Below are 25,419 nucleotides of genomic sequence, written 5' to 3'. Positions count from 1 at the left end.
CAGTTTAGCTTTCAGGTTTTCGTTAATGGCTTCCAAAAACTCTTCGGTATACAGGTAATCGGTACCGTGGTCTACTTAGGTTTATTACGATAGAAAAATCTTAACGCTACAACACAACAAAGCCCACCCTAAAAGGATGGGCCCGCTTATTAAACCTCTGGAGAACTATTTTACGATAATAAAGTACCGGCTTTTTAACGAATCGGTATTGGCTTTGCCATTATAACTAAATGCGGTAAACTCAGTACTGCTGCAGCAATTACGGGTTACACTTTTCACATTTGTATAAATGGTATCCTGATCTGTTTCGCTTAACTTAATGTAAGTTGTAGTTTCACCTACTGCCCATGTACCGATTATCTTAATCCGGTCTTTATTAAAAAAATACATACCCGGTGGAATGATCTTATACATCCCATTATTGAGCTGCCTTATTTTTGCCGTATCATAGTGCCCCGGTGTAGCCGGGTTCAACAGATCACGGTTTTGCGCATCCCTTAAATCCAATATTAAGCTGGGTGGCCCGGTTACACAGGCTATTTCGCTACACTTATTATTACATGCCGTAAAAAAAGCCGCACTCATTAGGCCGAATACGCCAAAGCAAAAAATGTTAAGATGTTTCACGCTGGTCAGTTTGATAATTATTACGCAGATCTTTTTGCTTACGCTACAAATGGCTGTAAAATAAAAATGCCCCCGAAATATTTGGGGGCATGGCCATATCATCAACAATCAGCTTACGCCAATTTAGCTTTCAGGTTTTCGTTAATTGCTTCCAAAAACTCTTCGGTATACAGGTAATCGGTACCGTGCTCTACCTTTGGTTTAATGGTGATGGCCAAATCTTTGGTCATTTTGCCGCTTTCCACGGTTTCGATACAAACCTGCTCAAGTGTTTTGCAGAAATCGATCAGTTCCTGGTTACCATCAAGGATACCGCGGAACTCTAAACCACGTGTCCACGCGAAGATAGAGGCAATAGGGTTAGTAGATGTTGGACGGCCTTTCTGATGCTCGCGGTAGTGGCGGGTTACGGTGCCATGCGCAGCTTCAGCTTCCATGGTTTTGCCATCAGGTGTAACCAAAGTACTGGTCATTAAACCTAACGAGCCAAAACCTTGTGCAACAGTATCGCTTTGCACGTCGCCATCATAGTTTTTACAAGCCCAAACAAAGTTACCGTTCCATTTCAGGGCCGATGCAACCATGTCGTCAATCAGGCGGTGTTCGTAAACAATGCCTGCTGCATCAAATTTGGTTTTATAATCGTTTTGGTAAATCTCTTCAAAAATATCTTTAAAACGGCCATCATATTTTTTAAGGATGGTGTTTTTAGTCGACAGGTATAAAGGCCAGCCTTTCATCAGCGCCTGGTTAAAGCAAGCATGCGCAAAACCACGGATAGATTCGTCGGTATTGTACATCGCTAAAGCTACACCATCGCTCTTGAAGTTAAATACTTCGAAAGATTGCTCGGCGCTGCCATCCTCAGGAGTGAAAGTAATAGTTAGTTTACCTTTCCCTTTGGTTACAAAATCGGTAGCACGGTACTGGTCGCCAAAAGCGTGACGGCCAATGCAGATAGGCGCTGTCCAGTTAGGTACCAAACGCGGCACGTTATTCATCAAAATAGGTTCGCGGAAAACTGTACCATCTAAAATGTTACGGATAGTACCATTTGGCGATTTCCACATTTGTTTCAGGTTAAACTCTTTTACACGTTCCTCATCGGGTGTAATGGTGGCGCATTTAATACCAACACCATATTGTTTAATAGCATTAGCAGCATCAATAGTTACCTGGTCATTAGTTTCATCACGATATTCAACACCCAGGTCATAATACTTAATATCCAGTTCAAGGTAAGGCAATATCAGCTTATCTTTAATAAACTGCCATATAATTCGGGTCATTTCATCACCATCCAGCTCAACTACCGGGTTTGCTACTTTAATTTTTGACATATTTGATTTTATTTGAATATCGTTTTTAAAATTTCCCAAATATATAAAAATTGAGTTTACTCATTTTTCAATTTTACAGCAGAAATTTAGTTCTGACATAAAAAAATTATACATTTGGGATAACAATGTGTGCATACCCCTAAAGGCAGCATAAACTTATTGGATAAAACTTAAAACTTGTCATTTGAAAAAAATAATATTTACCCTGTTAGTATGCGTTTCGGCTTTGGCGGCACAAGCCCAGATAGGTTTTAATTATTCACAATATGAGTTTGGCCTCTCGGCCGGGTTTAACAGTACAAAAACTGATTTTGCAAATTCCAAACCAAGTTATGCTGTCCACGCCCATTTTACTTACAATTACACGCCATACATTAATTACATTGCCGAGTTACAGGTGGGCAGCTTAAGGGCCGATTCACTAACGATTATACCGGGCTCGGCCTTAAACTTTACGAACGATTACAGCGCGCTCTCTTTCAGGGCGCAGCTGCAAATGGGCGAATTGCTGGATTACTCGCAAAGCCGATTTAATAACGCATTAAAAAACATCTATATCAGTGGTGGTGTTGGCGTAATTTATACCGATTTAAAAATCTACGACAGCGGTTCGCTATCTGTCGAATCCAAAGGCAGCAATATATTTATCCCGCTAAAGGTTGGCTACGAGTTTAAGCTTTTTAATAGTTATAATGAGCCCTGGGCTAAATTTGATATCGGCTACCAGCGCAACCTGATCATGAGCGATAATTTTGATGGCATTAGCTATGGCGCCAGGCAGGATTATTATAACCAGATTGTGATAGGCTTAAAGTTTGGCATTGGCGGCAGTACATCTTACCGTAAATCTATCAGTTATTAATATTAGAGGGGCCGTATTATAAGTCGTTTAGAAAAACCGCTCAAATATCTAACTCTGTGCTCTTAGTGCTTCTCTGTTTGTGCACTTTGTGGCTAAATTAACCATAAAGAATGCGAAGATTTTACACAAAGATTCATTCCTAACCGCCTTATTGTTTAAGCTTTTTCTGCACGCCTTAGTCAGCAAAAAATAAATTGTCCGCAAATTGCATCCATCTATTGCATGGTAATGTAATAGTTTATAATTTCATTTAAATTTCATCATCGGCAAACAATATCAAGATAGATACTGCCGTTGTTACCATAAGTTTTATTTAAAAAAACCGTGAAGTATGGAGAATGTGCACGACCCTAAAAATATCCTAACCCATTTGCAACAGCTATTGCAACAAATAAAACGACTTGGAACATTTGCTTATAGTGAAAGTAACGCTTTCGCACTCACACTCCTTAACCGTAAACGCCTTGAGTTGGAGGATGAACTGGTACAGGTTGTACCTGATGTAGCTCCACCGGTTCAGCAAATACATCAAAGCCGTACGCTGAAAGCCATCCTGCTTTGTTACCGTCCTATGCGCCGCAAGCTAAAAGCCATTGATCGTACGCTTGAAACTTATTACCGCGATGGCCTGGCCGGCCTTCAAAACGAGGTGGAAGCGTTAATAGCCCTGATCACCTCCCCTGCACTAAAAATGCAGGTTTCAAACTAATTGATTAATTGTTTGCATTATATCAGATACGATTAATTCAATAATATCTAACTATAGTTGCCTATTTGTTAACAAATTGTTAAATTTTATAAAAAGTTTGTTAAAAATGTTTGGATGACATATATTTGCATCATAATTTAATTAAGTCTCTCACACATAAGGTTTATAATTGGTTAGTAAAGGCCCCTGCTCATCAGGGGCTTTACTTGTTTATAGGGGTTTCTGAACCTGCTATCTTTTTAAGATAGTTTGCCAATACACACGTCATAAGCATACATCGCCATCTGCACATTCCTGAAAATTCCCTATCTTAACCTCTTTAATTTATCACGATGAAGAAACTTTACTTTTTATTATTAGCTGCGTTTTGCTGTTTTAAAGCAAATGCCCAAACCGCTGCTGCAACAAGTAACCCTGCCCCTGCTAAAGGCAATTATTTACTGGCAGCACGCTTCTCACCCAAAAAGATCGGCAAAATGGTTTTCAGTACTTCGGTAGATCCGCATTGGCTGAAACTATCCGACCGTTTCTGGTATTCGTACGAGAGTGGCGAGGGCCGCAAATGGTATATTGTTGATCCGGCCTTTAAAACCAAAAAGCTGATGTTTGATAACGCCAAACTGGCGGCAGCCATCACACTGATTGTTAAAGATCCATTTGACGCGCAGCATTTGCCTATTGAAAACCTAAAATTCACCAAAGACGAGAAAAGTGTACAATTTGAACTGAAAAGCACTGTTGACCAGGTAAAGAAGGACCGTAAGGATAAAAAAGCAGCCGACTCGCTGGAGAAGAAAACGTTTTACTTTTTGTACGATCTGCAAACCGAAAAGGTATCCGAGTTAAAGAACTACGAAAAGGTAAAACCCAAACCCGCCTGGGCATCTATAGCGCCTGATAGTTCGGTGATCATCTTTGCCCGCAAGTATAATTTGTTTTGGATGGATAAGGCCAATTACAAAAAGGCTTTGAAGAATGAAGACGACAGCACCGTAGTTGAACATCAACTGACTAAGGATGGCATCGAAAACTATTCGTACGGCGATTCGGACGGGAACGAAACCAATGTAGAGCGCGAAAAAAATGCGAAGAAGCGCAAGCCGACACGTGTGCTATGGTCGCCGGATTCAAAACATTTTGCCATGAACCGTACCGACCAGCGCAAGGTGAAGGATTTTTGGGTGATCAACAGCGTTGCCGATCCACGCCCTACCCTTGAAACCTACAAGTACCAGATGCCCGGCGAAAAGGAAGCGCCGATAGATGAAATACTACTATTTGATTTTGAAGCCAAAACCTATAAAAAATTAGCGGTAGCGGCATTTAAAGATCAGGACGTATCCATGTGGTCGGCACCGGTTTTACAAAAATCGCGCGATGATGAGTTCAGGCCGTCGCTATGGCTGGGCGATAACGAGAAATTCTACTTCTACCGTACCGGTCGCGATTTGAAGAAGATTGACGTATGCAGTGTGAACATTACCACCGGCGCGGTGAAGATGCTGATACAGGAACGCATGAACACTTATGTGGAAATTGCCCGCCCATGGCTGATCAATGGCGGCAAGGAGTTGATCCATTGGTCGGAGCGTGACGGCTGGGCACATTTTTACCTGTTTGATGGTGACGGTAACCTGAAGAACCAGATCACCAGCGGATCGTTCCATTGCGATGATATGGTAAATGTGGACGAGAAAAGCCGTACCCTGTACTTCACCGCGGTCGGTCGCGAAGCTAACGAGAATCCTTATTATGTACATCTGTACAGCATCCATTTAGATGGCAGCGGGTTGAAATTGCTGAACAGCGGCAATTTTACCAACACCGCCAGTATGAGCGATGACAGCAAATACTTTGTAGGCAACTACAGCAGGGTAAACGCCGCGCCAAAATCTACCTTATATGATAACGCGGGCAATAAAATCATGGAACTGGAAAGTGCCGACCTGAGCCACCTGTTATCGGCGGGCTACAAATTCCCCGAACCGTTTAAAATAAAGGCCGACGATGGCATTACCGACCTGTACGGTGTGATGTACAAACCTTACGATTTCGACCCGGCTAAAAAGTATCCTATTATTGAATACGTATACCCCGGCCCGCAAACCGAGGCGGTAAATACGGCCTTTAGCCGCAGTATGGATTATACCGACCGCCTGGCCCAGTTTGGCTTTATTGTGATATCGGTAGGTAACCGTGGCGGCAACCCCGAGCGATCTAAATGGTATCACAATTACGGCTATGGCAACCTGCGCGATTACGGCCTGGCCGATAAAAAATCAGCGGTAGAGCAGTTGGCTGATAAATATCCTTTTATCGACATTACCCGTGTGGGCATTACCGGCCACTCGGGCGGCGGCTTTATGTCTACCGCGGCCTTGCTGGTTTACCCCGATTTTTATAAAGTGGCGGTATCCGAATCGGGCAACCACGATAACAGCATTTACAACCGCTGGTGGAGCGAGAAGCACCACGGCGTAAAGGAAATCATTACCCCAAAAGGCGATACTACCTTTACTTATGCTATTGATAAAAACCAGGACCTGGCCAAAAACCTGAAAGGCCACCTGATGCTATCAACCGGGGATATTGATAACAATGTGAGCCCATCAAACACCATCCGCGTCATTAACGCATTAATCAAAGCCAATAAACGTTTCGATTATGTATTGTTACCGGGCCAGCGCCATGCTTATGGGGATATGACCGAATATTTCTTCTGGCAAAAAGGTGATTACTTTTGCAAGTGGCTGCTGGGCGATTTCTCGCAACCGGTGGATATTGTAGAAATGACCCGCGAGGTTGAAATGACCAACAAACGGCCTGCTGCGGCAAGCCCGGAAGAGAATTGATTGCCGCGTCGCACCCGCTACACAATCTCCTACTGCTCCTGGCAATGACAATCAGGAAGACTTACGAAGTTTTTAAAACTTCGTAAGTCTTTTCACCACATCGTCGTTATCATAATAATCACAAGCTTATTGGGTTATTAATAATGAGTTTACAAGGCATGTTTTTCTTTGTGAATTGATAAATAATCTTTTCACACATGAAAAAACAAATACTATTAGCTGTTACAGCACTTACCTTTTCTATTACGGCTTGTAAAAAACACAAGGATGCCGATGTAAGCTTTACCTACCCGGCCATGGCCGAGGCTGCAGACCCGGCCATATTATTTACCACAACGGCAGGTGTAAAAGTATATAACGGCGGCTTTGGCTCGGCTGTTGCGGCAGACCCCAACTCGCCCGATGTATTCTATATGCTTACCGACCGCGGATCAAACGTAGCCGGACAAATTGCCAATTCGATCATTATCGGTAAATCTGATTTTACACCTCAAATAGGTAAATTCAGATTAAAAGACGGTAAACTGATATTAGAGCAAACTATCCTGTTAAAAAATGCTGCCGGTGCTAATTTAAACGGTTTGCCAAACCCTATAGGGCAAGGTAACTCGGGCGAGACACCTTACGATTTGAACGGAAACCTTTTAGCAACAGGCGCCGATGGTATCGACTCGGAAGGCCTAGTACGTATGGCTGACGGTTCTTTCTGGATCAGCGACGAGTACGGCCCGCACATTGCCCACTTTGATGCTAACGGTAAAACTATCGAACGTATTAACCCATTCGGCACAGGTACCGGCGGGCGGACTATCCCGGCTGTTTTTGCTACCCGCAGGGCAAACCGCGGTATGGAAGGCCTGGCCATAACACCTGATGGTAAAACCCTGGTTGGCATGATGCAATCGCCTATGTATAACCCTACAAAGGCAGCTACAGCCAACTCGCAGGTACTGCGTATCTTAACATTCGATATTGCTACCGGCGCTACCAAACAGTATGTTTACCTTATGGATAATATTACCCTAACTGGCGTTAGTGATATTGTAGCGGTAAACAACACTACCTTTTTAACAATAGAACGTGACGGACTTTTTCCCGGCCACGCCACAAGCCCCGCTGCATTTAAAAAGGTATTTAAAATTGACATCAGCGGCGCTACTGATATATCCGACGCGACAAATGGCACAAATGGTAAACTTTACAGCGGCAAAACGGTAGAACAGTTAAATGACTTAGCCGGGCTGCAAGCTGCAGGTATTGTGCCGGTTCCTAAAACGTTAGTGTTAGATCTGTTGAAAGACCTGCCATCGCCGTATCCGCATGATAAGGCTGAAGGCCTTGCCATATTGCCGGGGAATATTTTGGTAATATCAAACGATGACGATTTTGGTGTGGTTGATAACGGCGCGAGTGGTTTTGCTACCAAAATATTGCCTTTAACCAGTTCTGTTGATCGTAACCGTTTATATTTTGTGAAGATCAATTTGTAATTCGCACCCTTGTCATTGCGAGCGATAGCGCGGCAATCTCGTAGTTTGATTTGCGGACTACGAGATTGCCACGTCGCATCCACTACACATTCCGGCTGCTCCTCGCAATGACAATCAGGAAGACTTACGAAGTTTTAAAAACTTCGTAAGTCTTTTCACCATATCGTCATTGCGAGGGTAAAACAAAAAGGCTCCCGATAAATACCGGGAGCCTTTTTAATGATATACAGCGAATAGCTTATTTTACAGCATCCACAACTGCTTTAAAAGCATCTGGATTGTTCATAGCTAAATCGGCTAATACTTTGCGGTTTAAACCGATAGATTTAGCGTTTAACTTACCCATTAAAACTGAGTAAGAAATACCATACTGGCGTGCGCCGGCATTGATACGCTGGATCCACAAAGCGCGGAATTCTCTTTTCTTGGTTTTACGGTCGCGGTAAGCGTACTGTAAACCTTTTTCTACGGTGTTTTTTGCTACAGTATAAACCTTACTGCGCGAGCCATAATACCCCTTGGCGAGGTTCATGATCTTTTTACGTCTTCTTCTGGACGCTACTGCGTTTACTGAACGTGGCATGTTGTTGTGTTTTGGTAGTGAGTGTCCCGTTTACCGGAAGCTTGCAGACTCGAATACCTGGTTAAAAATTTAATTAATTACTTTCCGATACAAAGCATACGTTTAACGTTACCCATGTCAGCATCAGACACTAAGCTGGTGTGACTTAAGTTACGCTTACGTTTGGTCGACATCTTGGTTAAGATGTGGCTTTTGTATGCGTTCTTCCTTGCGATTTTACCGGTTCCAGTAAGCTTAAAACGCTTTTTTGCACTGGAATTGGTTTTCATTTTTGGCATAACTCTGTTTTTGTTTTTGTCAGACGCATTAACCTATGCGTTTTACTTTTATTACTATCAGTGCAATCACTGCACATCTACACATTAATTATCCTATCATTTGCACATCTGCATATACGCACATCTGCACATTAATCATTTATTTTTTAGCTGCCTTGGGGGCCACGGTTAAAAACATCCGCTTTCCTTCTAATTTTGGCAATTGCTCTACTTTACCTACTTCTTCCAAAGCCTGTGCAAAGCGCAGTAATAATATTTCGCCTTGCTCCTTGTACACAATGGCACGGCCTTTAAAGTGCACATAAGCCCTCACCTTCTCGCCCGATTCCAGGAACTTCGTCGCGTGTTTCAGCTTAAAGTCAAAATCGTGATCGTCTGTGTTCGGCCCAAAGCGGATCTCCTTAATAACGGTTTGCTTGGCGTTACTTTTAATCTCCTTCAGTTTTTTCTTCTGTTCGTAAATAAACTTGTTATAGTCTACAATTTTACAAACAGGCGGAACCGCGTTTGGAGATATTTCAACAAGATCCAATTCCTGCTCCTGCGCTAATGCCAGTGCATCCCTCAGGGAATATACTGCAGATTCAACGTTATCACCCACCAAACGCACTTCCTGCGCCCGGATGTATTGATTAATGTTATGTTCGGCTTCTTTCTTTTTAAAAGGAAGCCTCGGACCTCTGTTAAATGGTTTGTTTAATGCCAAGTTATACTGTTATTTCTTTAATTATTTGTTGTTTCAGTTCCTCAATAGTCATACTACCTAAGTCACCCTGCCCATGCCTGCGTACAGAAACCATCCCTTCGGTGGCTTCTTTCTCGCCTACTATCAGCATATACGGTGTTTTTTTGACTTCAGCGTCGCGTATTTTCCTACCGATCTTCTCGTCCCTGAAATCAATAAGCCCGCAAATATCGGAATCTTTTAGTTCATCTGAAAGTTTTTTTGCATAATCTTCATATTTTTCAGATATAGGCAAAATAATAAACTGTTCGGGCGATAGCCACAGCGGAAAATTACCCGCGCAATGTTCAATTAGCACAGCCACAAAGCGTTCAAGCGAGCCAAACGGCGCACGGTGGATCATCACCGGGCGGTGCTTCTGATTATCGCTACCTGTATATTCCAGTTCAAAACGTTCGGGCAGGTTATAATCTACCTGTATGGTACCCAATTGCCATTTACGGCCAAGGGCGTCCTTCACCATAAAATCAAGTTTAGGGCCATAAAACGCGGCCTCGCCCAATTCTACTACGGTATTTAAGCCCTTTTCGGCTGCAGCCTCGATAATCGCTGATTCGGCTAAGGCCCAATTTTCATCTGTACCGATATATTTCGCCTTATTTTCCGGGTCGCGAAGCGAGATCTGCGCGGTATAGGTATCAAACCCTAAAGCTTTAAATACATATAATACCAGGTCTATCACCTTTTTAAACTCATCCTTCACCTGGTCGGGGCGGCAAAATAAATGCGCGTCGTCCTGGGTAAAGCCACGTACACGGGTTAAGCCATGCAATTCGCCGCTTTGCTCGTAACGGTACACAGTACCAAACTCGGCTAAACGCACGGGCAGGTCTTTGTAGCTGCGTGGTTTGGTTTTATAGATCTCGCAGTGATGCGGGCAGTTCATTGGTTTTAAAAAGAACTCCTCCCCTTCCTGCGGGGTTTTTATCGGCTGGAAACTATCTTTTCCATATTTCTCATAGTGGCCCGAAGTTACATACAGGTTTTTATGCCCGATATGCGGGGTAATCACCTGCTCATAACCCGATTTTACCTGTGCCTTTTGCAAAAAGTTCACCAGGCGCTCGCGCAGGGCGGTACCTTTTGGCAACCACAATGGCAAGCCAGCCCCTACTTTTTCAGAGAAAGCAAATAACTCTAATTCCTTGCCCAATTTACGGTGGTCGCGTTTTTTGGCTTCTTCAATCAGGTGCAGGTAATCGGTCAGTTCGCTTTGCTTAGGGAAGGTAACCCCATAAATACGGGTTAACTGTTTGCGGGTTTCGTCGCCACGCCAGTAAGCGCCGGCAGTGTTCATCAGCTTTACAGCTTTGATGAAACCGGTATTAGGGATATGCGGACCGCGGCATAAGTCGGTAAACTCGCCTTGTGTATAAAATGTAATGGCGCCGTCGGGCAGGTCCTTTAGCAGGTCCAGCTTATATTCGTCGCCTTTTTCGGTAAAGTAGGCAGTCGCGTCGGCTTTGCTCACCGGCTTGCGGATGTATTCGGCTTTAGCTTTGGCCAGTTCCATAACTTTATCCTCGATCTTTTTAAAATCATCGGATGAAAACTCGCGGTCGCCAAAATCAACATCGTAATAAAATCCGGTTTCGATAGCCGGGCCGATGCCGAATTTTGTGCCGGGATACAGCGCCTCTAAAGCCTCGGCCAGTAAGTGGGCTGATGAATGCCAAAAAGTTGATTTGCCCTGCGCGTCATTCCAGGTCAGCAGTTTTACGTGCGCGTCCTGCTCGATGGGGCGGGTTGAATCCCATACCTGGCCATCAACCTCGGCGGCTAAAACGTTACGGGCCAGGCCCTCTGAAATAGATAATGCAATTTGCGCGGAAGTGATCCCCTTGTCGTACTGACGAACGGAACCATCAGGAAGTGTAATGTTAATCATCTACAACTATGATTTTTTGTTCTTAAAAATAATTTATTAATAGTCGATCACTTACGGGAGTGATCTTTTAATCGGGTACAAAAGTACGGAATTTTTGATGAAGTTTTAAACTTCATTCATCCTGGATTTCAGTTATAAACTGAAACCAGAGGCTGTTGTGGTGAGATTTTGCTTCGCAAAAATCTCACCGAAAACAATCCTGGTATGTGTGGCATTTTGCTAAAGCAAATGCCACACTAAAATAAATCCTGGCTTCAGTCTGTGACTAAAGCCTACAGATAGAGGAAAGTTTGTAACTTTCCTCCACCATGCCTTCGAAATATAAAATATACAACCATCAGGATATTTACTTTATCACTTTCGCTGTTGTAGAATGGGTTGATGCTTTATCAAGACCATATTACAAAGATATATTGATAGACTCCTTCAGGCATTGCCAACAAAATAAAGGATTAATCATTTATGCATATGTGATTATGAATAATCATGTCCACATCATTGCCTCGGCGGCAGAGGGTTATAATTTATCGGACATTTTGCGTGATATGAAAAAGTTCACCAGCAAAAAGATCATTGCCGCGATTGAAGAAAATACACAGGAAAGCCGCAAGCGTTGGATGCTGTGGTTATTTCGGTCAAATGGTGAACGAAACACAAATAACCAAACCTATCAATTTTGGCAGCAGGACAATCATCCTGTTTGTCTGGATAATGCCGTAATGATGGAACAACGCTTAAACTATCTCCACTATAACCCTGTTAAAGATGGCATTGTTGAAGAGCCGGAACATTATGTTTATAGCAGTGCGCGAGATTATGCAGGGGTTAAAGGTTTGTTAGCTATTGTATTATTACAGTGAAGTTATAAACTTCACTCATCCGTAGGCTTCAGTCACAGACTGAAGCCAGGATTGCTTTCTCGACAAGATTTTTGCTAAGCAAAAATCTTGTCATAGCGCACCTGCACTGGCTTCAGTCTGTGACTGAAGCCTACGGATAAAGAAAGTTTGCAACTTTCCTTTGGAAACTTGAACCAGTTACCTACATTTAACCCACACCAATTATACCGCCTAAATTATAACGAATGTTTTTATTCGGCATTAAGTCTACCAAATCTTTGGTTGAACCTGTTAGCGACCAATGCGCTAATTGCCAAACCATTAATACAACTGATATGCATATCTTTCAAAAATACGTGCATATATGCTATATCCCACTTTTCCCAACAGCTAAAAAAGGGTTTTCGCAATGCAATCATTGCCGAAAGGTTTTAAGGGAGAAAGTGATGCCGCCTGAGTTAAAACGCAGTTTTGAAAAAGTTAAACCCCTGGCAAAAATCCCGTTGTGGACATGGACAGGCACGGCCCTGGTGATGGCTTATTTGGCGCTTAAATTGTATTTCAGGTAACCAAGCTGCTTAAACATTCCCCCAGCCATGTGCCAAAACATCGGCCAGGTGCATGGTTTTTAGCGGCAGGCCCTGCTTATCAATATAGCCCTGTAAGTGCAGCAAGCACGATGAATCGGTTGAGATAATGTATTCGGCGCCGGCTTCCAGCGCATAGTTTACTTTTTGCTGGGCCATAGCGCTGGATATGGCATCAAACTTAACGGCAAAGGTGCCGCCAAAACCGCAGCAAGTGGTATTATCCTTTAGCGGAACCAATTCCAACCCGTGTACTTTTTCTAATAATTTGCGGGGTTCGTCCTTGATCTTGCACTCGCGCAAGCCGCTGCAGCTATCGTGGTATACGGCGCGGCCCTCCAGTTCGGCGCCGAAGTAGTCAAACTCCAGCACGTTCACCAAAAACTCCGACAGCTCAAAGATATTAGCCTGTATGGCGCGGCATTTATTATGTTTGGTGGTATTGGTAAACAGATCGGTATAGTAATTACGTACCATGCCTGTGCAGGATGCCGATGGCGATACAATAACACCCTCGGCCGTAAAATCATCCAGAAACTTGTTGCCTACCGCTTTGGCATCATCCCAAAAACCGGCGTTAAAGGCTGGCTGGCCGCAGCAGGTTTGCGCAGGATTATATTCAACTATACACCCGGCTTTTTCCAGCAGCTTTACGGTATTCATGGCCGTTTCGGGATATAGCTGATCCATGAAACATGGGATAAATAATTCTACCTTCATCAATACAATAAATTACGCGGCGCTAAAATCCGAATTTTTACCGGCTTTTCTTTCAGCTTTAAGCAAAGAAAATAATAATATTAACCCTACGATAAAAAACAAGCCCAATACCAATACCGAATTACGCGGGCTGCCCGTTAATTCCTCAATAAAACCAAAGCTGAATACACCGCCCACAATTGCCAGTTTTTCGGTCACATCATAAAAACTGAAGAACGATGCGGTGTCGGGTGTATCCACGGGCAGGTATTTGGAATAGGTAGACCGCGACATGGATTGTATGCCCCCCATTACCAAACCAACCACCACAGCTACGATATAGAATTGCGTATCGGTGGTGGTATAATATGCCGCTACGCAAACACCTATCCATAAAATAACGGTAGATATCAACACCCTTACGTTACCATATTTACCCGATAACCGCGACATTAAAGTAGCGCCAGCTATAGCTACCAATTGTATAATAAGGATGATAGAGATTAATGAGGCCGTACCCATATGTAATACCTTGGCTGCAAAACCGGTGGCTACCAGCATAACGGTTTGTAAACCCATGGAGTAAAAAAAGAAAGCCGGCAGGAACCGTTTTAACAAAGGCATATTTTTTACTTTTTGCCACACCTTACCTAATTCAATAAAGCCTCCCTTAATGATATGATGGTTATGGGTTTGCGCATTGGGGCTGCCCTTCGGCAAAACAGTAAAAGGGATCAGGGCGAAACCTATCCACCAAATACCAACCAGTAAAAACGATAACCGTGCCGGGAAACCGGCATCTGTAATACCAAACCAACCGGGTTTAAGCACAAACAAAAAGCAGATGAGCTGCAGCAATACGCTGCCGATATAGCCATAGGTAAAACCCTTAGCGCTTACTTTATCCTGCATATCAACAGTGGCAATTTCGGGCAGGTACGAGTTATAAAAAACAAAGCCGCCGCTATAACCAACAGCCGCCAGGGCAAACGCGATTATGCCCATTTCCAGCGTGCTGCTTTTGAAAAAATACAGGCTGCAGCACGATATAGCCCCAATGATGGTAAAAAATTGCATGAAGATCTTTTTGTTCCCCTTATAATCAGCAATTGACGACAGGATGGGCAGCAGCAAAACCATAATCATATAGGCCGTGGCCAGGGCATAGTCCATTAAGGCGGTATTAACAAAACTGTGACCGAAGAACATGACCCGGTCGCCGTTTTTGGGATTAGCTGTAATAGCCACATAATAGGCCGGGAATATGGTTGAGGTGATAACCAGGTTATAAGCCGAGTTTGCCCAATCGAACATAGCCCAGGCTTTGATGGTTTTAGGGTTGTTTTTGTTTTCCATGTGATGATTAAAAGTAGAGAAAATTTAACAGATACCCACAAACACAGTTTTTGATTATTGCTATTAGTTTTTACTTGCCGGGCAATATTTATCTACTAATTCATCCATTAATAGTGTGCCGGTTGCTTTCACTATAATCAAATCATTGCATAAACCATCTGTTATACCCAGGGCAATTTTGCAAGCCGCCCTTTTATACATATCCTCGGTATTATCGGGCATATAGGTTAATGCCTGGTTATAGTAATAAAGAGCCTTTTCATAATTACCCTCGGTTAAAGCGGCATATGCATTATTATTAAACCGCATAACAGGCTGCGTCCGCGCTGATGTAAAATATCTTATTTCCTCTATCCTTTTAATATTTACAGGTTTACCATTTAACATTGCCGGCAACCAGTTTTTTTTATTTTTATTAAACCACTTTATATATTGCTTATCGTAATCGCTGTTAATACTGTTTAATATTTTAACACTATCTACCATGCCCGATTTTAAAACAATAAAGCTTGCTTTAAAATAGCCCTCCTGTCCATCCATATTTGTACCCTCACTACGGTCAGATAAAAAACTTTGAAAACTTTCTTCTCCTTTAAATTCGGCATAAACCTTTGGCGATTCCTGATAAACCGTATCACCTGTAGCCAAAGTACTGATCTCATCGGCTGCAAATTTGGATTTTTTCTGAAAAACAGATTCGGGGATAAAGTAAAATCTAAAAGCACTTGCTTCATCGGCACCTGTAGCACCTTTTTGCGATAAAACCATTTCATCGGCAGTTAACTTAACAACGCGCAATTCGTTTACAGGATTATTATCTAAGGATGTGACAGATAAAACACTATCAATAACGAAAAACTTATTATCAGAACCTTTTCCCGAATATTTTATAGTAATATTAATTATGCCCGAATTACTTAACTTGTACCTAGTATAGCTATATTTTTGAATAAGCACATTTGGCAATTCGCCGCCATCGTTATAAGTTGTTTTAACTTTTACCCAGGTATTATAAATGTTTGAAGTATTGATCTGCGCTTTAAGACAAATGGTATGCAGCAGTATAAAAAAAATAAACGAGGCTTTCTTCATTATGGCCAATATAGTTGATTTATTGTGATAGCGTTAAAAGTAAAAAAAACGACATTGGTTACAAAAAACATCAAGATAATTTAACTGTTAGATATACATGAAACCTATTATTACCCGCATATGGCATGGCATTACCAAAGCCGAACATGCCGATAGCTACCTGGCTTATCTTGAGCAAAGCGGCATACCCGGATACAAACAAACAGAAGGTAACCTATCTGTTGAAGTTTGGCGCAGCATGGAAGGCAATATCTGCCATTTTTGTACAGTTACCGAATGGCAATCGCTGGAGGCCATTAAAAAATTTGCCGGAGACGACTACGAAAAAGCTAAATACTATCCCGAAGACAAACAATTTTTATTGGAGTTTGAGGAGCATGTAAGGCATTACGAAACTTTTGTTTATTAGGCCATCAAACCAAATTATTTTATTTCGAAAATATAATGCCCGGATAACTGCTTAAATGGCTTCGTTACAGCCAGCGGCTTGTTATCCATGTAAACCTTTTTACCCGCAACCTCCGGCAAACGGATGGTGGCCGTTGAGTTGGCTGGAATGATAACTGTATAAGTGATTACCTTCCCCTCCTTTTTCCAGTTGGAAACAATTTTGCCGTAAGGCCCTGTGTGCGACGATTCAAACCGATCTAAACCCGGCACAAAATGCGGCTCCAGTATCACGTTTTTAAAGCCCGGGTTTTGCGGGTCGATTTTTATGCCGCCAACGCCTTTATATAACCAGGCGTTGATCTCGCCAAACATAATATGGTTTAATGACAGGTCTGATTTGGCTTCGATATTCCAGTTCTCGTAAAGTGTAGTCGCGCCATTTTTAATCCACCATCCCCATGATGGGTAAGTTTCCTGCGATGCTATCCGGTAGGCCACATCGGGGTAACCATTATCGCTTAAAGCGCTTAGTATTGCTTTCGCACCAAGTATCCCGGCATCTAAATGATAATTATCCTGTTTAACCTGCTGGGCCAGGTTGGCGGCTACTTTGCTTTTTAAATTTTCGGGAACCAGGCCCCAGTATAATGGCACGCTTAATTCGGTTTGATAGCCTTTATCATACATCCCGGTAGTAGTATTCAGGTATTTAGCGTTAAAGGCATTCTTTATTTTAAGAGCCAGTGCTGTATATTTTGCTTCATCGGCTTTGTTATGAAACAGGGCCGCGGCTTTAGCCAGTATGCTTACATCAGTAAAGTAATATACGGTTGAGGTAAATTCTACCGGTGATACCGATTTAACCGGCACCCAATCGCCCAGGCCCCAGGTGGTTAAACCGGTTGGATATAGGTCATCAATATGGTTTACGTAACGTTTAATGTTATCGTAATTATCGTACAGGGCTTTACTGTCGCCATAAAACAGGTATAAATTCCAGGGGATAATGGCAATGGTGCTGGTCCAGTCGGGCCCGTTCCCCCATTCGTACCCCCAGCCATCCGTCGGAACGATGGATGGCAGAACACCATTAGGTTGCTGCTCGTCCCGGTGATCGGCCATCCATTTCTCGTAAATAGTAATACCGTCAAAGCCATATAAGCCTGTTTCACTGGCAATAACGGCATCGCCGGTCCAGCCATTCTTTTCGCGCTGAGGGCAATCTGTAGGGTAGCCGAAAAAATTAGACAGATAGGAGTTATTGGTTGCCCACCATATTTTATTGATGATATTACTGGACGAACTGATCTGCCCGGTAGCATCCACATCGCTATGCATAAAATAGCCTGTTAAACTTTCCTTTGTTAAGGTAACGGGCTTATCGCTGCTTACTTCTACATACTGAAACCCCTTGTAGTTAAATTTGGGCATAAAGCTTTCCATGCCATTGCCGCTTAATATAAAAATATCGGTTTGGAAAGGGTCCTTATCATCGGTTGGGCGGTAATGGATATCGATGTTTGATTGATCGGCATGCCCCGCCTTGTTTAGTTTCTCGGCATGTTTCAGCCTGATCACCGTTCCTTTTTCGCCTTTCACTGTTATTTGGCTTACGCCTGATATATTACGGCCTAAATCAAACAAATAAAGGTCTTCGCCCAATTTAACCATGCTTTTTGCCGGGATGGTTTCCACATTGCGGATAGGCTGCATAGCTTGCGATACGATATTTGCCGATGGCGCCGATCGGGGGATTGCCTTGCCCCAGGTTTTATCATCAAAACCGATGGTATTCCAGCCGGGTTGTTCCAGCCGGGCATCGTAATGCTCGGCCGTATAAATACTGTTAAATATCACCGGACTAAGCGCCGTTTTCCAGCCGGTGTTTGAGGTAACGGTTTCTGTAGTGCCATCGGTGTAGGTTATCCGTAAGTCTAAACAAAAAGCCGGCCGGGCGCGCCATGGCGCGTTGTGAAACCACCATACCGCAGTACTTTGATGGTTATACCAGCCATTGCCTAACAGTACGCCTAAAGCATTTTTACCGCTTTTAATTTGGGCAGTTACATCGTAGCTTACATACAGGTTACGCCTGTCGAACCGGGTGTACATCGGGTCTAAACGGTGATCGCCTACTTTTTGTCCGTTGATATATAATTCATACAAACCGGCTGCAGCCATATAAGCGCGTGCCGAGGCTATTTTTTTATCGGTGTTAAAGGTATTCCTGAAATAGGGTGCCGGGTTGGTGCGGATGTCTTTATTATCGCTGATCCAGGTACCCTTCCAGTTTGCTTTGTCCATCATTCCCGTTTCGAAGCTGCTAATGGTCGATCCGACCATTTTATTGCCTGCCGCATCCCACACCATCACCTTCCAGTAGTATTTTGTGAAAGCCTGCAGTGGTTTGCCCTGATAAGTAACCAGGTTTACGGACGAAACAATTTTTGCGGTTTGCCAGCAATTACCCTTACCCCTGCTTACAGCTACCGAATCTGAACCTACCCATAACTGGTAGGCAGTTTGTGCCGCGCCGTGGCTATCATCAACAAGCACCCAGGTTAGGCGCGGATATTTGGCATCAATACCTAAAGGGTTTACCAGGTACTCGCACTTCATAGCCGATATTGCAGGGGGCACCGCACCGTTAACCCGACCGACTAACAGGCTTACGGTTAAAGAGATGCCCAGTGCTGCTTGTTTTAAAATATTGCTGTTAATAATAGAATAGATCATGTATTTACCGGTTAGCCTTATCTTCATATCAGGCAATTATCCTTTTTGTTGTAAAAAACTAAGTACGTGATTTTTTGTAGTATTAATTGAGTTGTACTTAAATTTTTCGACAAGCCCATAATTCCATTTACCGGCCTTTAAACTCAAAAAAACGCTGTTTATTTAAAGGCGGCGCCATTTCTTGATCTATGTCATCTTTTTAATTTTTTGTTTCAAGCACCTTTGTTGTATGCAAGAGCGTAATTAAAAAATCTATCATATTTAATCATTAACCTTAAAAAACAAATCGAAATGAGCACATCACCATCAATATTACCGGTAGCAGAAGATCCGGCATTATCAAAAGCAACCAAAAGTTTTTTAGCCGCATTAAACGCACCCGGTGGCCCGGGTTTAGAAACCTTATCGCCCGAAGATGCGCGCCAGGTTCTTGTTGGGGCGCAAAAATCTGTAACGGTAGATTATTCGGGCATTGACGAATCTGAAAAAACCATTATAGCAGATGGCTTTACCATTAAACTAAATATTGTAAAGCCCGAAGGCAGTACCGAAACGCTACCTGTGTTTATCTTTATACATGGTGGCGGCTGGGTATTGGGCGATTATCCTACGCACAAGCGTATGGTTCGCGACCTGGTAGTACTTTCGGGGGCAGCCGGTGTGTTTGTTAATTATACGCCTTCGCCCGAGGCCCATTACCCGCAAGCTACCGATGAAATTTATGCAGCTACAAAATGGGTAGCCGAAAACGGCGCCGAGATTGGTGTCGATGGCAAACGTTTAGCCATTGTTGGCAACAGCGTTGGCGGTAATATGACGGCAGTAACTGCAATAAAAGCTAAAGAACAAGGCGGCCCCGAAATTAAACTGCAGATTTTGATGTGGCCGGTAACCGATGCAACCTTTGAGTGGGGATCATACAAAGCTTATGGCCAGGACCGTTTCCTGACCACGCCGCTGATGCAGTGGATGTTTGATAATTATACTACCGATGCCGAAGCCAGAAAGGGGATCTATATTTCTCCTTTAAACGCATCGCCCGAGCAATTAAAGGGATTACCGCCGGCACTAATCCAGGTAGCAGAAGCCGATATCCTTAGGGACCAGGGCGAGGCATACGGCCGCAAGCTGGATGAAGCGGGTGTAACAGTTACTACCATCCGTTACAACGGCACTATACATGATTTTGGCTTACTTAACCCGCTTGCCAATTTGCCGCAGGTAAAATCATTGTTTATCCATGCCGCTGCTGAATTAAAAAAATACCTGGGTTTATAAAACCAAACATGCCCCTAAACCCAAAAGCCGTTTACTGAAAAGTAGACGGCTTTTGGCGCTTTACAAACGCAGCAAACACTTAGCGTAAATTTCACCGCTCATCAAAACTCCTCAATCACTTTTTTCCCGGTCAGCTGATCCATCATATTTAATACCAGGTAATTCCAGTTTTGAAACCCTTTGTTTAAGATAGGCTCGCCGGTGTCTGGCTCATAATACTCATGCAAAGCCTGGTTGTTTTTGAGGTCTTTCCCAAAAAGCATAATGGTTTTATACGCCAGTTCGGTAGCTTCTTTTTGATAGCCGTATTTCAACAAGCCGCGATAGGTGAGGTAATTGGATATGCCCCAAATTGGGCCAAGCCAGTTTGACGGGTTATTACTGGCACGCACGCTATACATCTTCTCCAGCTTAGATAAGGTACGTACGCCATAGGCCGCGTTAAAGGTTCGCGGATCAAGGTAGTTTTCATTAACCATCCTTTTGGCCTGTTCGGGAGTGGCAATACCGGCCCACATGGTCATAAAGCCCGACCATACACCAATACGCTGGATCAGCCCGTCGTAATTTCGCGGGAAACCGCTGTGCAGGATCATTTGCTGGCCAAAAATAGTAGATGGCTCTTCGGTAACCTGCCTTAAATTAAGATCGACCGAATAATAGAACCCGTCTTTTTCATCCCAGCAATTTTTTTGGATAGCTGCCTTTAACGTTTCGGCATCCTTGTTATATTCAAAAGCGATATCCGGAAGCCGTAAACACCCGGCCAGGTAGGTCATCGCCTTTAATTCCTTATACATCAGACAGTTTAAAAAAATAGAGGCCGAGCTGCCATCCGGCCTGAAAAAAGTACTGGGATCATTATCAACACCAATGGCTAAATCATTTTGCCAATAATACAATCCCGTTGCCCGGTTGCGGTGATGGGACTGGTAGTTATTAATAAACGCTTGCATCACGGCAAATTTTTCCTTCAGCCAATCGGCATTACCATGATTGATGCGGGTTAGGAACGCCGCGTGCTGGGCAATAACCGGCTTGTGCATATTGGTCCGGTATATATTTTGCGGTTTTAGCTTAGCGGGGTCAGAGCTTTTTGCGATAAGGATAGGCATATAACCGTCAAAACTGGTATACTCCAGGAAATTTAACACACATCCCTGCTCGTAAGCAACGGCTTCACTCTTATCTTTTTCAGAACCATTATCTTCCAGGATCTGCCGTAAAGCGATATTGCTTAACCAGGAATCCCAATCCCACAGATCGTTAGCATACGCGCTGCTCCCGGGAGTTATAAACGGGTAATGCAAAATACCAACAGGTTTCCTGAACATGCCTTTATAGTCGCTATAAATATGCTGCCTTAACAGCGCCATATTTTTGCTGATACTATCGGGCACCTGGGCACCTGCATTGCTGATGCAAATGGCAGTTATCCCTATCAAAAAAATCCTTTTCATGTATTTTATGTATAATTAAGTGCAGGTTTACCCGGTATAAATAAAACACGCCGGGCAGCTGTGGCAAAATTTATCAGGTTAAATTTCAGGGTTATGATTTAACACAATATTACCTAATTTATTTAATGCTTATTATACGTATTGTATTTTTGATATCGATTGGGAAGGCACCTTTGCGGTATAAAGGGATTGGCTTACAAAGCGGGGTATAAAACGCGCATCATTTACAACTGCCTTAAAAAATTGGTTACCTGCCCGGTAAAGTCAACAGGTTTTTGGCACTGATGATTTTATGCTGCCTGATGCCATTGATACCTGTTTTTTATATTCATCTCGTTTTCCGAGATCATATCGTTTTTATTTTAAGGTGAAAAGTAACGCTTAACTGATCGTTAGTTTTGATCATACCACCTAACTTTCGGGGCGGTATCAGGTTAAAATCCGAGAAATTAATTGCCTTTGAGCCCAGCAGGTGAATAACTTTAGCAGCATCTGTCGATATCTGATAATTTATTTCAAATTGTTTGGTAACACCTGCAAGTTCAATATTTACCAGTCCGGTTATGGTTTGGGTTTTAGCACTTACCCCGGGTATTTCACTTAGCGAAAGAAATTGAATATAAAGCCGCGGGTATTGTTTTTCTTTTAGCGTTTTCCGCAGGTCGCGCGTCATCATCGTATTATGGCAGTCGAAGCTTTGCACGCTCAGGCCAATGTTTCCGGCGAGGGTAATCCCTTTTCCGTTTCGGGTAATGGTTAACGTATCTATTTGATCATATGCCGGAATTTCGCACGAGAACTTATTGACGTTGGTACTGCCGTTAACCGTCAAGCTGCTGCTTTCGCTGATCACCCACCTCTCTTTTCCTATTGGAAAAAGGAGCAAAAAGCTAATCCAAAGGATGTTTATATTAACCATAGCTTTAGATATTATGGGTTAAGTTTAGCCAGTACAATACCGGCTATGGCAGCCTGTATAAAACCGTAGGCAAGCCAACTCAGCACCATCACTAAAGTTACATCGAGCGCGCTGAATGAGATCCACATTACAGGTAGCAAAGCCACTATTGCGTACACCAGGCCAAACTCTAAACCCCTCAGGATAAATGCACCCCGAAACATAGTTTTAAATCTGTCCCAAAACCAGGATAAGGCAAAGCTGAATATGAAAGCGTGCAGGTAAAAAAGCAGATCGCGGTTACCGTCTGAATTAAATAGCGGGTTGTTATATTCTACAAACAGCGCGGGGAAAAACCGTACGGTAAAAAATAAGCCGCCATAACTTAATGCAAACAGGATGCATCCTGTGATCAGTCCCGAAATAAGGATCTTCTTCATTGCTGATAATCTATTAAACCCCCTTGTTTTAATCAAGGGGGTATATTAAATGAAACTTAAAATGATATAGCGGCCTGTATTACCATGCCACTAAACTTACCGCCATTAAAAATATTGGTAGCGTCGTAGTTCTTATACTCCTGGCTTACATATTCGGCCTTCATCATAATGTTATGGGTCAAAAACCATCCGGCTGTTCCGGCTGAGCGGTTGATGGTGACATCGGCACTGTTGCCTAAAATGGTGGCAGAAACGGTGTTGTAACGGTAGCCTACCCAAAAGTTTTCCTTTCCCTGGGGGAACCTGTAAACCACATCGCCGGCAAATTGGCGCGCGCCGCGTGTAGTAGTTTCGGCAATGGTGCGTCCTTTGGCCGTTTCGGCTGTACCAAAAAACTCAAGCCCTTTGTATTTCAAAAACAGGTTACCCATATAGGCATGGTTCTCCTGGCTAAAGCCGGGGTTAAATCTGCCTGAAAAAGCATTATAATCTACCGCTTGTGTAAGTGTTGAACCTGCCGCGGTGGTAGGGTTTGACATGACGTTGTAGTAATTTGAACCTGAACGGTCGCCACCATATAAAGTATTACTATTGGCGCTGCTGATTGAATAGAACGATCCGGATATACGTACCCTTAAATCGGGATTAACTTGTTTATCAAATCCTAATTTACCTAAAAACGCAGGCGGATATTTGTTAGGTTCACCGGTTTTAGCATCAATTTTGGTTGGCGCGATAGTTACTGCGTTCAACTCTCCATCTGTGATGCCGCCCATGGCGAAAAACCCTGTTTTTGGGCATTTATAGTAAACATGCATCCCTATTTCGGTAGCAAATTCATCCATAATATAGTTCTCTGCAAAAGTGTTGTAAATGGTATTACCACCGTCTGATCTGCGGAAGTGCTGATCGCCATAGTCAACATCCGACTGACCGATAATGACGGTTACGTTTTTCATCAATCGATCGGCCAGCGGGCTATGCAGAAAACCCAATTTGTCGATCTGCAAATAGCCGCCTTTTACCCAGGTATCCTCGTGGTGCCTGGTAGATAAGTATGAAGTCAGGTTCAACCGGATACCATCAGCTAACTGAACATCAAATATCAGGTTAGCCATTGGCAGGTTAAAGCCATTATAAATAGGTGTTATTGCATTTACATTTCCTGTTGCCGTACCTACTGTTTTTACAACCGGCGTAGCGGTATTGGAAGCCTTAAGGGTTTGATAAGCTAAGGTGAAGCCACCGCCGATTTTAACTTTGAGCCCGGTAAAGGGTACCGTATCCTTTTTACTGGTTTCAAATTGATTAACACCAAGTTGATTATTGGGGCGGAAAAACTGTATTTCCTGCGCTTTAATACTATACGATAATATCATCGCCATAGCGATAAAGAGGTATTTAATTTTCATAGTGTTTATTTTTTATAGATCAGATTAAATTGAATAGTGAGGTCGTTGTATACTTTCATAGTGCCCAGCATAAAGCTTGGCGGTTTAATGCCGTACTCGGTTAGCTGGATCTTTTTAGTGCCGCTGATGGTAATGGTATTGTCGGGGTTCACCACGGCGGTAACTTGCATACTGATGGGCTGTGTTGACCCGGCGATAGTTAGCTCGCCCCTTGACATGATCAAAAATTTACTTTTTGAAACCGGGCTAATGGTTGCCGAAATAAGCTTATAGCTGATGGTTGGATATTTGCTTTCGTTAACCGATTTATACATCCGGCTATCCATTGATGCATGTTCGCTTTTTAAGCTTTTAACTGCTACCTGAAAGTTGAAGGCGTGTAAGGCGGTCAGCTTATCATCATTAACCGTGAATTCGCCTTTGCTTTCCATCTCGGTAGAGGTCATTACCCAATTGTGCACATTAGATGTGCCTGATACCTTAATGGCTGCATCCTGCCCGCTTGTTAATTTATAAGTTGATTGTGCCACCAATTGCGTGGCGGCTAAACAAATGATGGCTGCTATTAAAAGCGGGATCATTTTAAAGTGATTGTTCCTGTTTTTCATGGGTTATTTGATTTAGGGCAAATGTATCGCGCCCCGCTCCATTGAAAGGTGATGAGGGTTAAGGCGGAATGTGATGCAAATCAATTAATTACATTATGCGGAGTTTTTTTATACCTGCTTGTGGCTTCATCGCTATTGACCAAAGGCATGGCGATCTCCATCAGGATAACATCAGGCATGATAGTTCCCTTTAAAACGGTCCGTTAATACATTCTTTACGCTCTGTGCGCCAAAAGCGGTATGCTAATAC

General features: G+C 43.1%; 23 protein-coding genes. 8 read left to right on the top strand and 15 right to left on the bottom strand.

Going from position 1 to position 25,419, the window contains the following annotated elements:
* Positions 1-165: 165 nt before the first annotated feature.
* Positions 166-627: a hypothetical protein gene (locus AC07M6_RS19600; protein WP_494892375.1), complete on the bottom strand. Its 462-nt coding sequence runs from the start codon at positions 625-627 to the stop codon at positions 166-168.
* 113 nt (positions 628-740) lie between these two features.
* Positions 741-1,967, bottom strand: a complete 1,227-nt coding sequence (locus AC07M6_RS19595; RefSeq protein ID WP_494892373.1) for an NADP-dependent isocitrate dehydrogenase — start codon at positions 1,965-1,967, stop codon at positions 741-743.
* 184 nt (positions 1,968-2,151) lie between these two features.
* Between AC07M6_RS19595 and AC07M6_RS19590 the strand changes: the two genes are divergently transcribed.
* From AC07M6_RS19590 to AC07M6_RS19575, 4 genes are all read left to right on the top strand, one after another.
* Positions 2,152-2,829 carry a hypothetical protein gene (locus AC07M6_RS19590; RefSeq protein ID WP_494892371.1) on the top strand — a complete coding sequence of 226 codons (678 nt, stop codon included), beginning with the start codon at positions 2,152-2,154 and terminating at the stop codon, positions 2,827-2,829.
* A 331-nt stretch (positions 2,830-3,160) separates the two neighbouring features.
* Positions 3,161-3,538, top strand: coding sequence for a hypothetical protein (locus AC07M6_RS19585; protein WP_494892369.1), 378 nt, complete (start codon positions 3,161-3,163; stop codon positions 3,536-3,538).
* 332 nt (positions 3,539-3,870) lie between these two features.
* Positions 3,871-6,390 carry a S9 family peptidase gene (locus tag AC07M6_RS19580; protein WP_494892367.1) on the top strand — a complete coding sequence of 840 codons (2,520 nt, stop codon included), beginning with the start codon at positions 3,871-3,873 and terminating at the stop codon, positions 6,388-6,390.
* Positions 6,391-6,587: 197 nt separating this feature from the next.
* Complete coding sequence (locus AC07M6_RS19575; RefSeq protein ID WP_494892365.1) at positions 6,588-7,880, top strand: esterase-like activity of phytase family protein; 1,293 nt, start codon at positions 6,588-6,590, stop codon at positions 7,878-7,880.
* Positions 7,881-8,118: 238 nt separating this feature from the next.
* On the opposite strand, the gene rplT is transcribed toward AC07M6_RS19575, so the two are convergent.
* The 4 genes from rplT to thrS form a co-directional block, all read right to left on the bottom strand.
* A complete protein-coding gene (gene rplT, locus AC07M6_RS19570; protein ID WP_494892363.1) occupies positions 8,119-8,463 on the bottom strand; it encodes a 50S ribosomal protein L20 in 345 nt (114 codons plus the stop codon).
* A gap of 77 nt (positions 8,464-8,540) precedes the next feature.
* On the bottom strand, positions 8,541-8,741 hold the full coding sequence (rpmI, locus tag AC07M6_RS19565) for a 50S ribosomal protein L35 (protein ID WP_494892361.1): 201 nt from the start codon (positions 8,739-8,741) through the stop codon (positions 8,541-8,543).
* A gap of 139 nt (positions 8,742-8,880) precedes the next feature.
* Positions 8,881-9,447, bottom strand: a complete 567-nt coding sequence (gene infC, locus AC07M6_RS19560) for a translation initiation factor IF-3 (protein WP_494892359.1) — start codon at positions 9,445-9,447, stop codon at positions 8,881-8,883.
* Position 9,448: 1 nt separating this feature from the next.
* Positions 9,449-11,374 carry a threonine--tRNA ligase gene (gene thrS / locus AC07M6_RS19555; protein WP_494892357.1) on the bottom strand — a complete coding sequence of 642 codons (1,926 nt, stop codon included), beginning with the start codon at positions 11,372-11,374 and terminating at the stop codon, positions 9,449-9,451.
* A 308-nt stretch (positions 11,375-11,682) separates the two neighbouring features.
* Here thrS and AC07M6_RS19550 point away from each other — a divergent pair, with 308 nt between their 5' ends.
* Together AC07M6_RS19550 and AC07M6_RS19545 are read left to right on the top strand one after the other, a co-directional pair.
* Positions 11,683-12,234 carry an REP-associated tyrosine transposase gene (locus AC07M6_RS19550; RefSeq protein ID WP_494892355.1) on the top strand — a complete coding sequence of 184 codons (552 nt, stop codon included), beginning with the start codon at positions 11,683-11,685 and terminating at the stop codon, positions 12,232-12,234.
* Between the two features lie 224 nt (positions 12,235-12,458).
* The gene (locus AC07M6_RS19545; protein WP_494892353.1) at positions 12,459-12,782 is read left to right on the top strand and encodes a zinc ribbon domain-containing protein; all 324 of its coding nucleotides are present in this window, start codon (positions 12,459-12,461) and stop codon (positions 12,780-12,782) included.
* Positions 12,783-12,791: 9 nt separating this feature from the next.
* Here the strand turns inward: AC07M6_RS19545 and AC07M6_RS19540 are convergent, their stop codons facing one another.
* From AC07M6_RS19540 to AC07M6_RS19530, 3 genes are all read right to left on the bottom strand, one after another.
* Positions 12,792-13,520, bottom strand: a complete 729-nt coding sequence (locus AC07M6_RS19540; protein ID WP_494892351.1) for a (Fe-S)-binding protein — start codon at positions 13,518-13,520, stop codon at positions 12,792-12,794.
* Positions 13,521-13,532: 12 nt separating this feature from the next.
* On the bottom strand, positions 13,533-14,855 hold the full coding sequence (locus AC07M6_RS19535; RefSeq protein WP_494892349.1) for an MFS transporter: 1,323 nt from the start codon (positions 14,853-14,855) through the stop codon (positions 13,533-13,535).
* Positions 14,856-14,918: 63 nt separating this feature from the next.
* Positions 14,919-15,947, bottom strand: a complete 1,029-nt coding sequence (locus tag AC07M6_RS19530; RefSeq protein ID WP_494892347.1) for an energy transducer TonB — start codon at positions 15,945-15,947, stop codon at positions 14,919-14,921.
* Between the two features lie 97 nt (positions 15,948-16,044).
* On the opposite strand from AC07M6_RS19530, the gene AC07M6_RS19525 reads away from it, so the two are divergent.
* On the top strand, positions 16,045-16,356 hold the full coding sequence (locus AC07M6_RS19525) for an antibiotic biosynthesis monooxygenase family protein (protein WP_494892345.1): 312 nt from the start codon (positions 16,045-16,047) through the stop codon (positions 16,354-16,356).
* A 14-nt stretch (positions 16,357-16,370) separates the two neighbouring features.
* Here the strand turns inward: AC07M6_RS19525 and AC07M6_RS19520 are convergent, their stop codons facing one another.
* On the bottom strand, positions 16,371-19,100 hold the full coding sequence (locus AC07M6_RS19520) for an alpha-L-rhamnosidase (protein WP_494892343.1): 2,730 nt from the start codon (positions 19,098-19,100) through the stop codon (positions 16,371-16,373).
* Between the two features lie 264 nt (positions 19,101-19,364).
* Between AC07M6_RS19520 and AC07M6_RS19515 the strand changes: the two genes are divergently transcribed.
* A complete protein-coding gene (locus AC07M6_RS19515) occupies positions 19,365-20,351 on the top strand; it encodes an alpha/beta hydrolase (RefSeq protein WP_494892341.1) in 987 nt (328 codons plus the stop codon).
* 101 nt (positions 20,352-20,452) lie between these two features.
* On the opposite strand, the gene AC07M6_RS19510 is transcribed toward AC07M6_RS19515, so the two are convergent.
* The 5 genes from AC07M6_RS19510 to AC07M6_RS19490 all read right to left on the bottom strand — a co-directional run bounded on the left by AC07M6_RS19510 (position 20,453) and on the right by AC07M6_RS19490 (position 25,169).
* On the bottom strand, positions 20,453-21,811 hold the full coding sequence (locus AC07M6_RS19510; RefSeq protein WP_494892339.1) for an MGH1-like glycoside hydrolase domain-containing protein: 1,359 nt from the start codon (positions 21,809-21,811) through the stop codon (positions 20,453-20,455).
* Positions 21,812-22,157: 346 nt separating this feature from the next.
* Entirely contained in the window at positions 22,158-22,730 is a 573-nt protein-coding gene (locus tag AC07M6_RS19505; RefSeq protein WP_494892337.1) for a YceI family protein, read from the bottom strand.
* A gap of 11 nt (positions 22,731-22,741) precedes the next feature.
* Positions 22,742-23,149: a hypothetical protein gene (locus tag AC07M6_RS19500; RefSeq protein ID WP_494892335.1), complete on the bottom strand. Its 408-nt coding sequence runs from the start codon at positions 23,147-23,149 to the stop codon at positions 22,742-22,744.
* A 56-nt stretch (positions 23,150-23,205) separates the two neighbouring features.
* Positions 23,206-24,561 carry a hypothetical protein gene (locus AC07M6_RS19495; RefSeq protein ID WP_494892334.1) on the bottom strand — a complete coding sequence of 452 codons (1,356 nt, stop codon included), beginning with the start codon at positions 24,559-24,561 and terminating at the stop codon, positions 23,206-23,208.
* 5 nt (positions 24,562-24,566) lie between these two features.
* The gene (locus AC07M6_RS19490; RefSeq protein WP_494892333.1) at positions 24,567-25,169 is read right to left on the bottom strand and encodes a YceI family protein; all 603 of its coding nucleotides are present in this window, start codon (positions 25,167-25,169) and stop codon (positions 24,567-24,569) included.
* Positions 25,170-25,419: the final 250 nt, after the last annotated feature.

It is taken from the genome of Mucilaginibacter sp. GW821-FHT07H05 (assembly GCF_059418485.1).
This window is presented reverse-complemented; position numbering and strand designations above follow the sequence as displayed.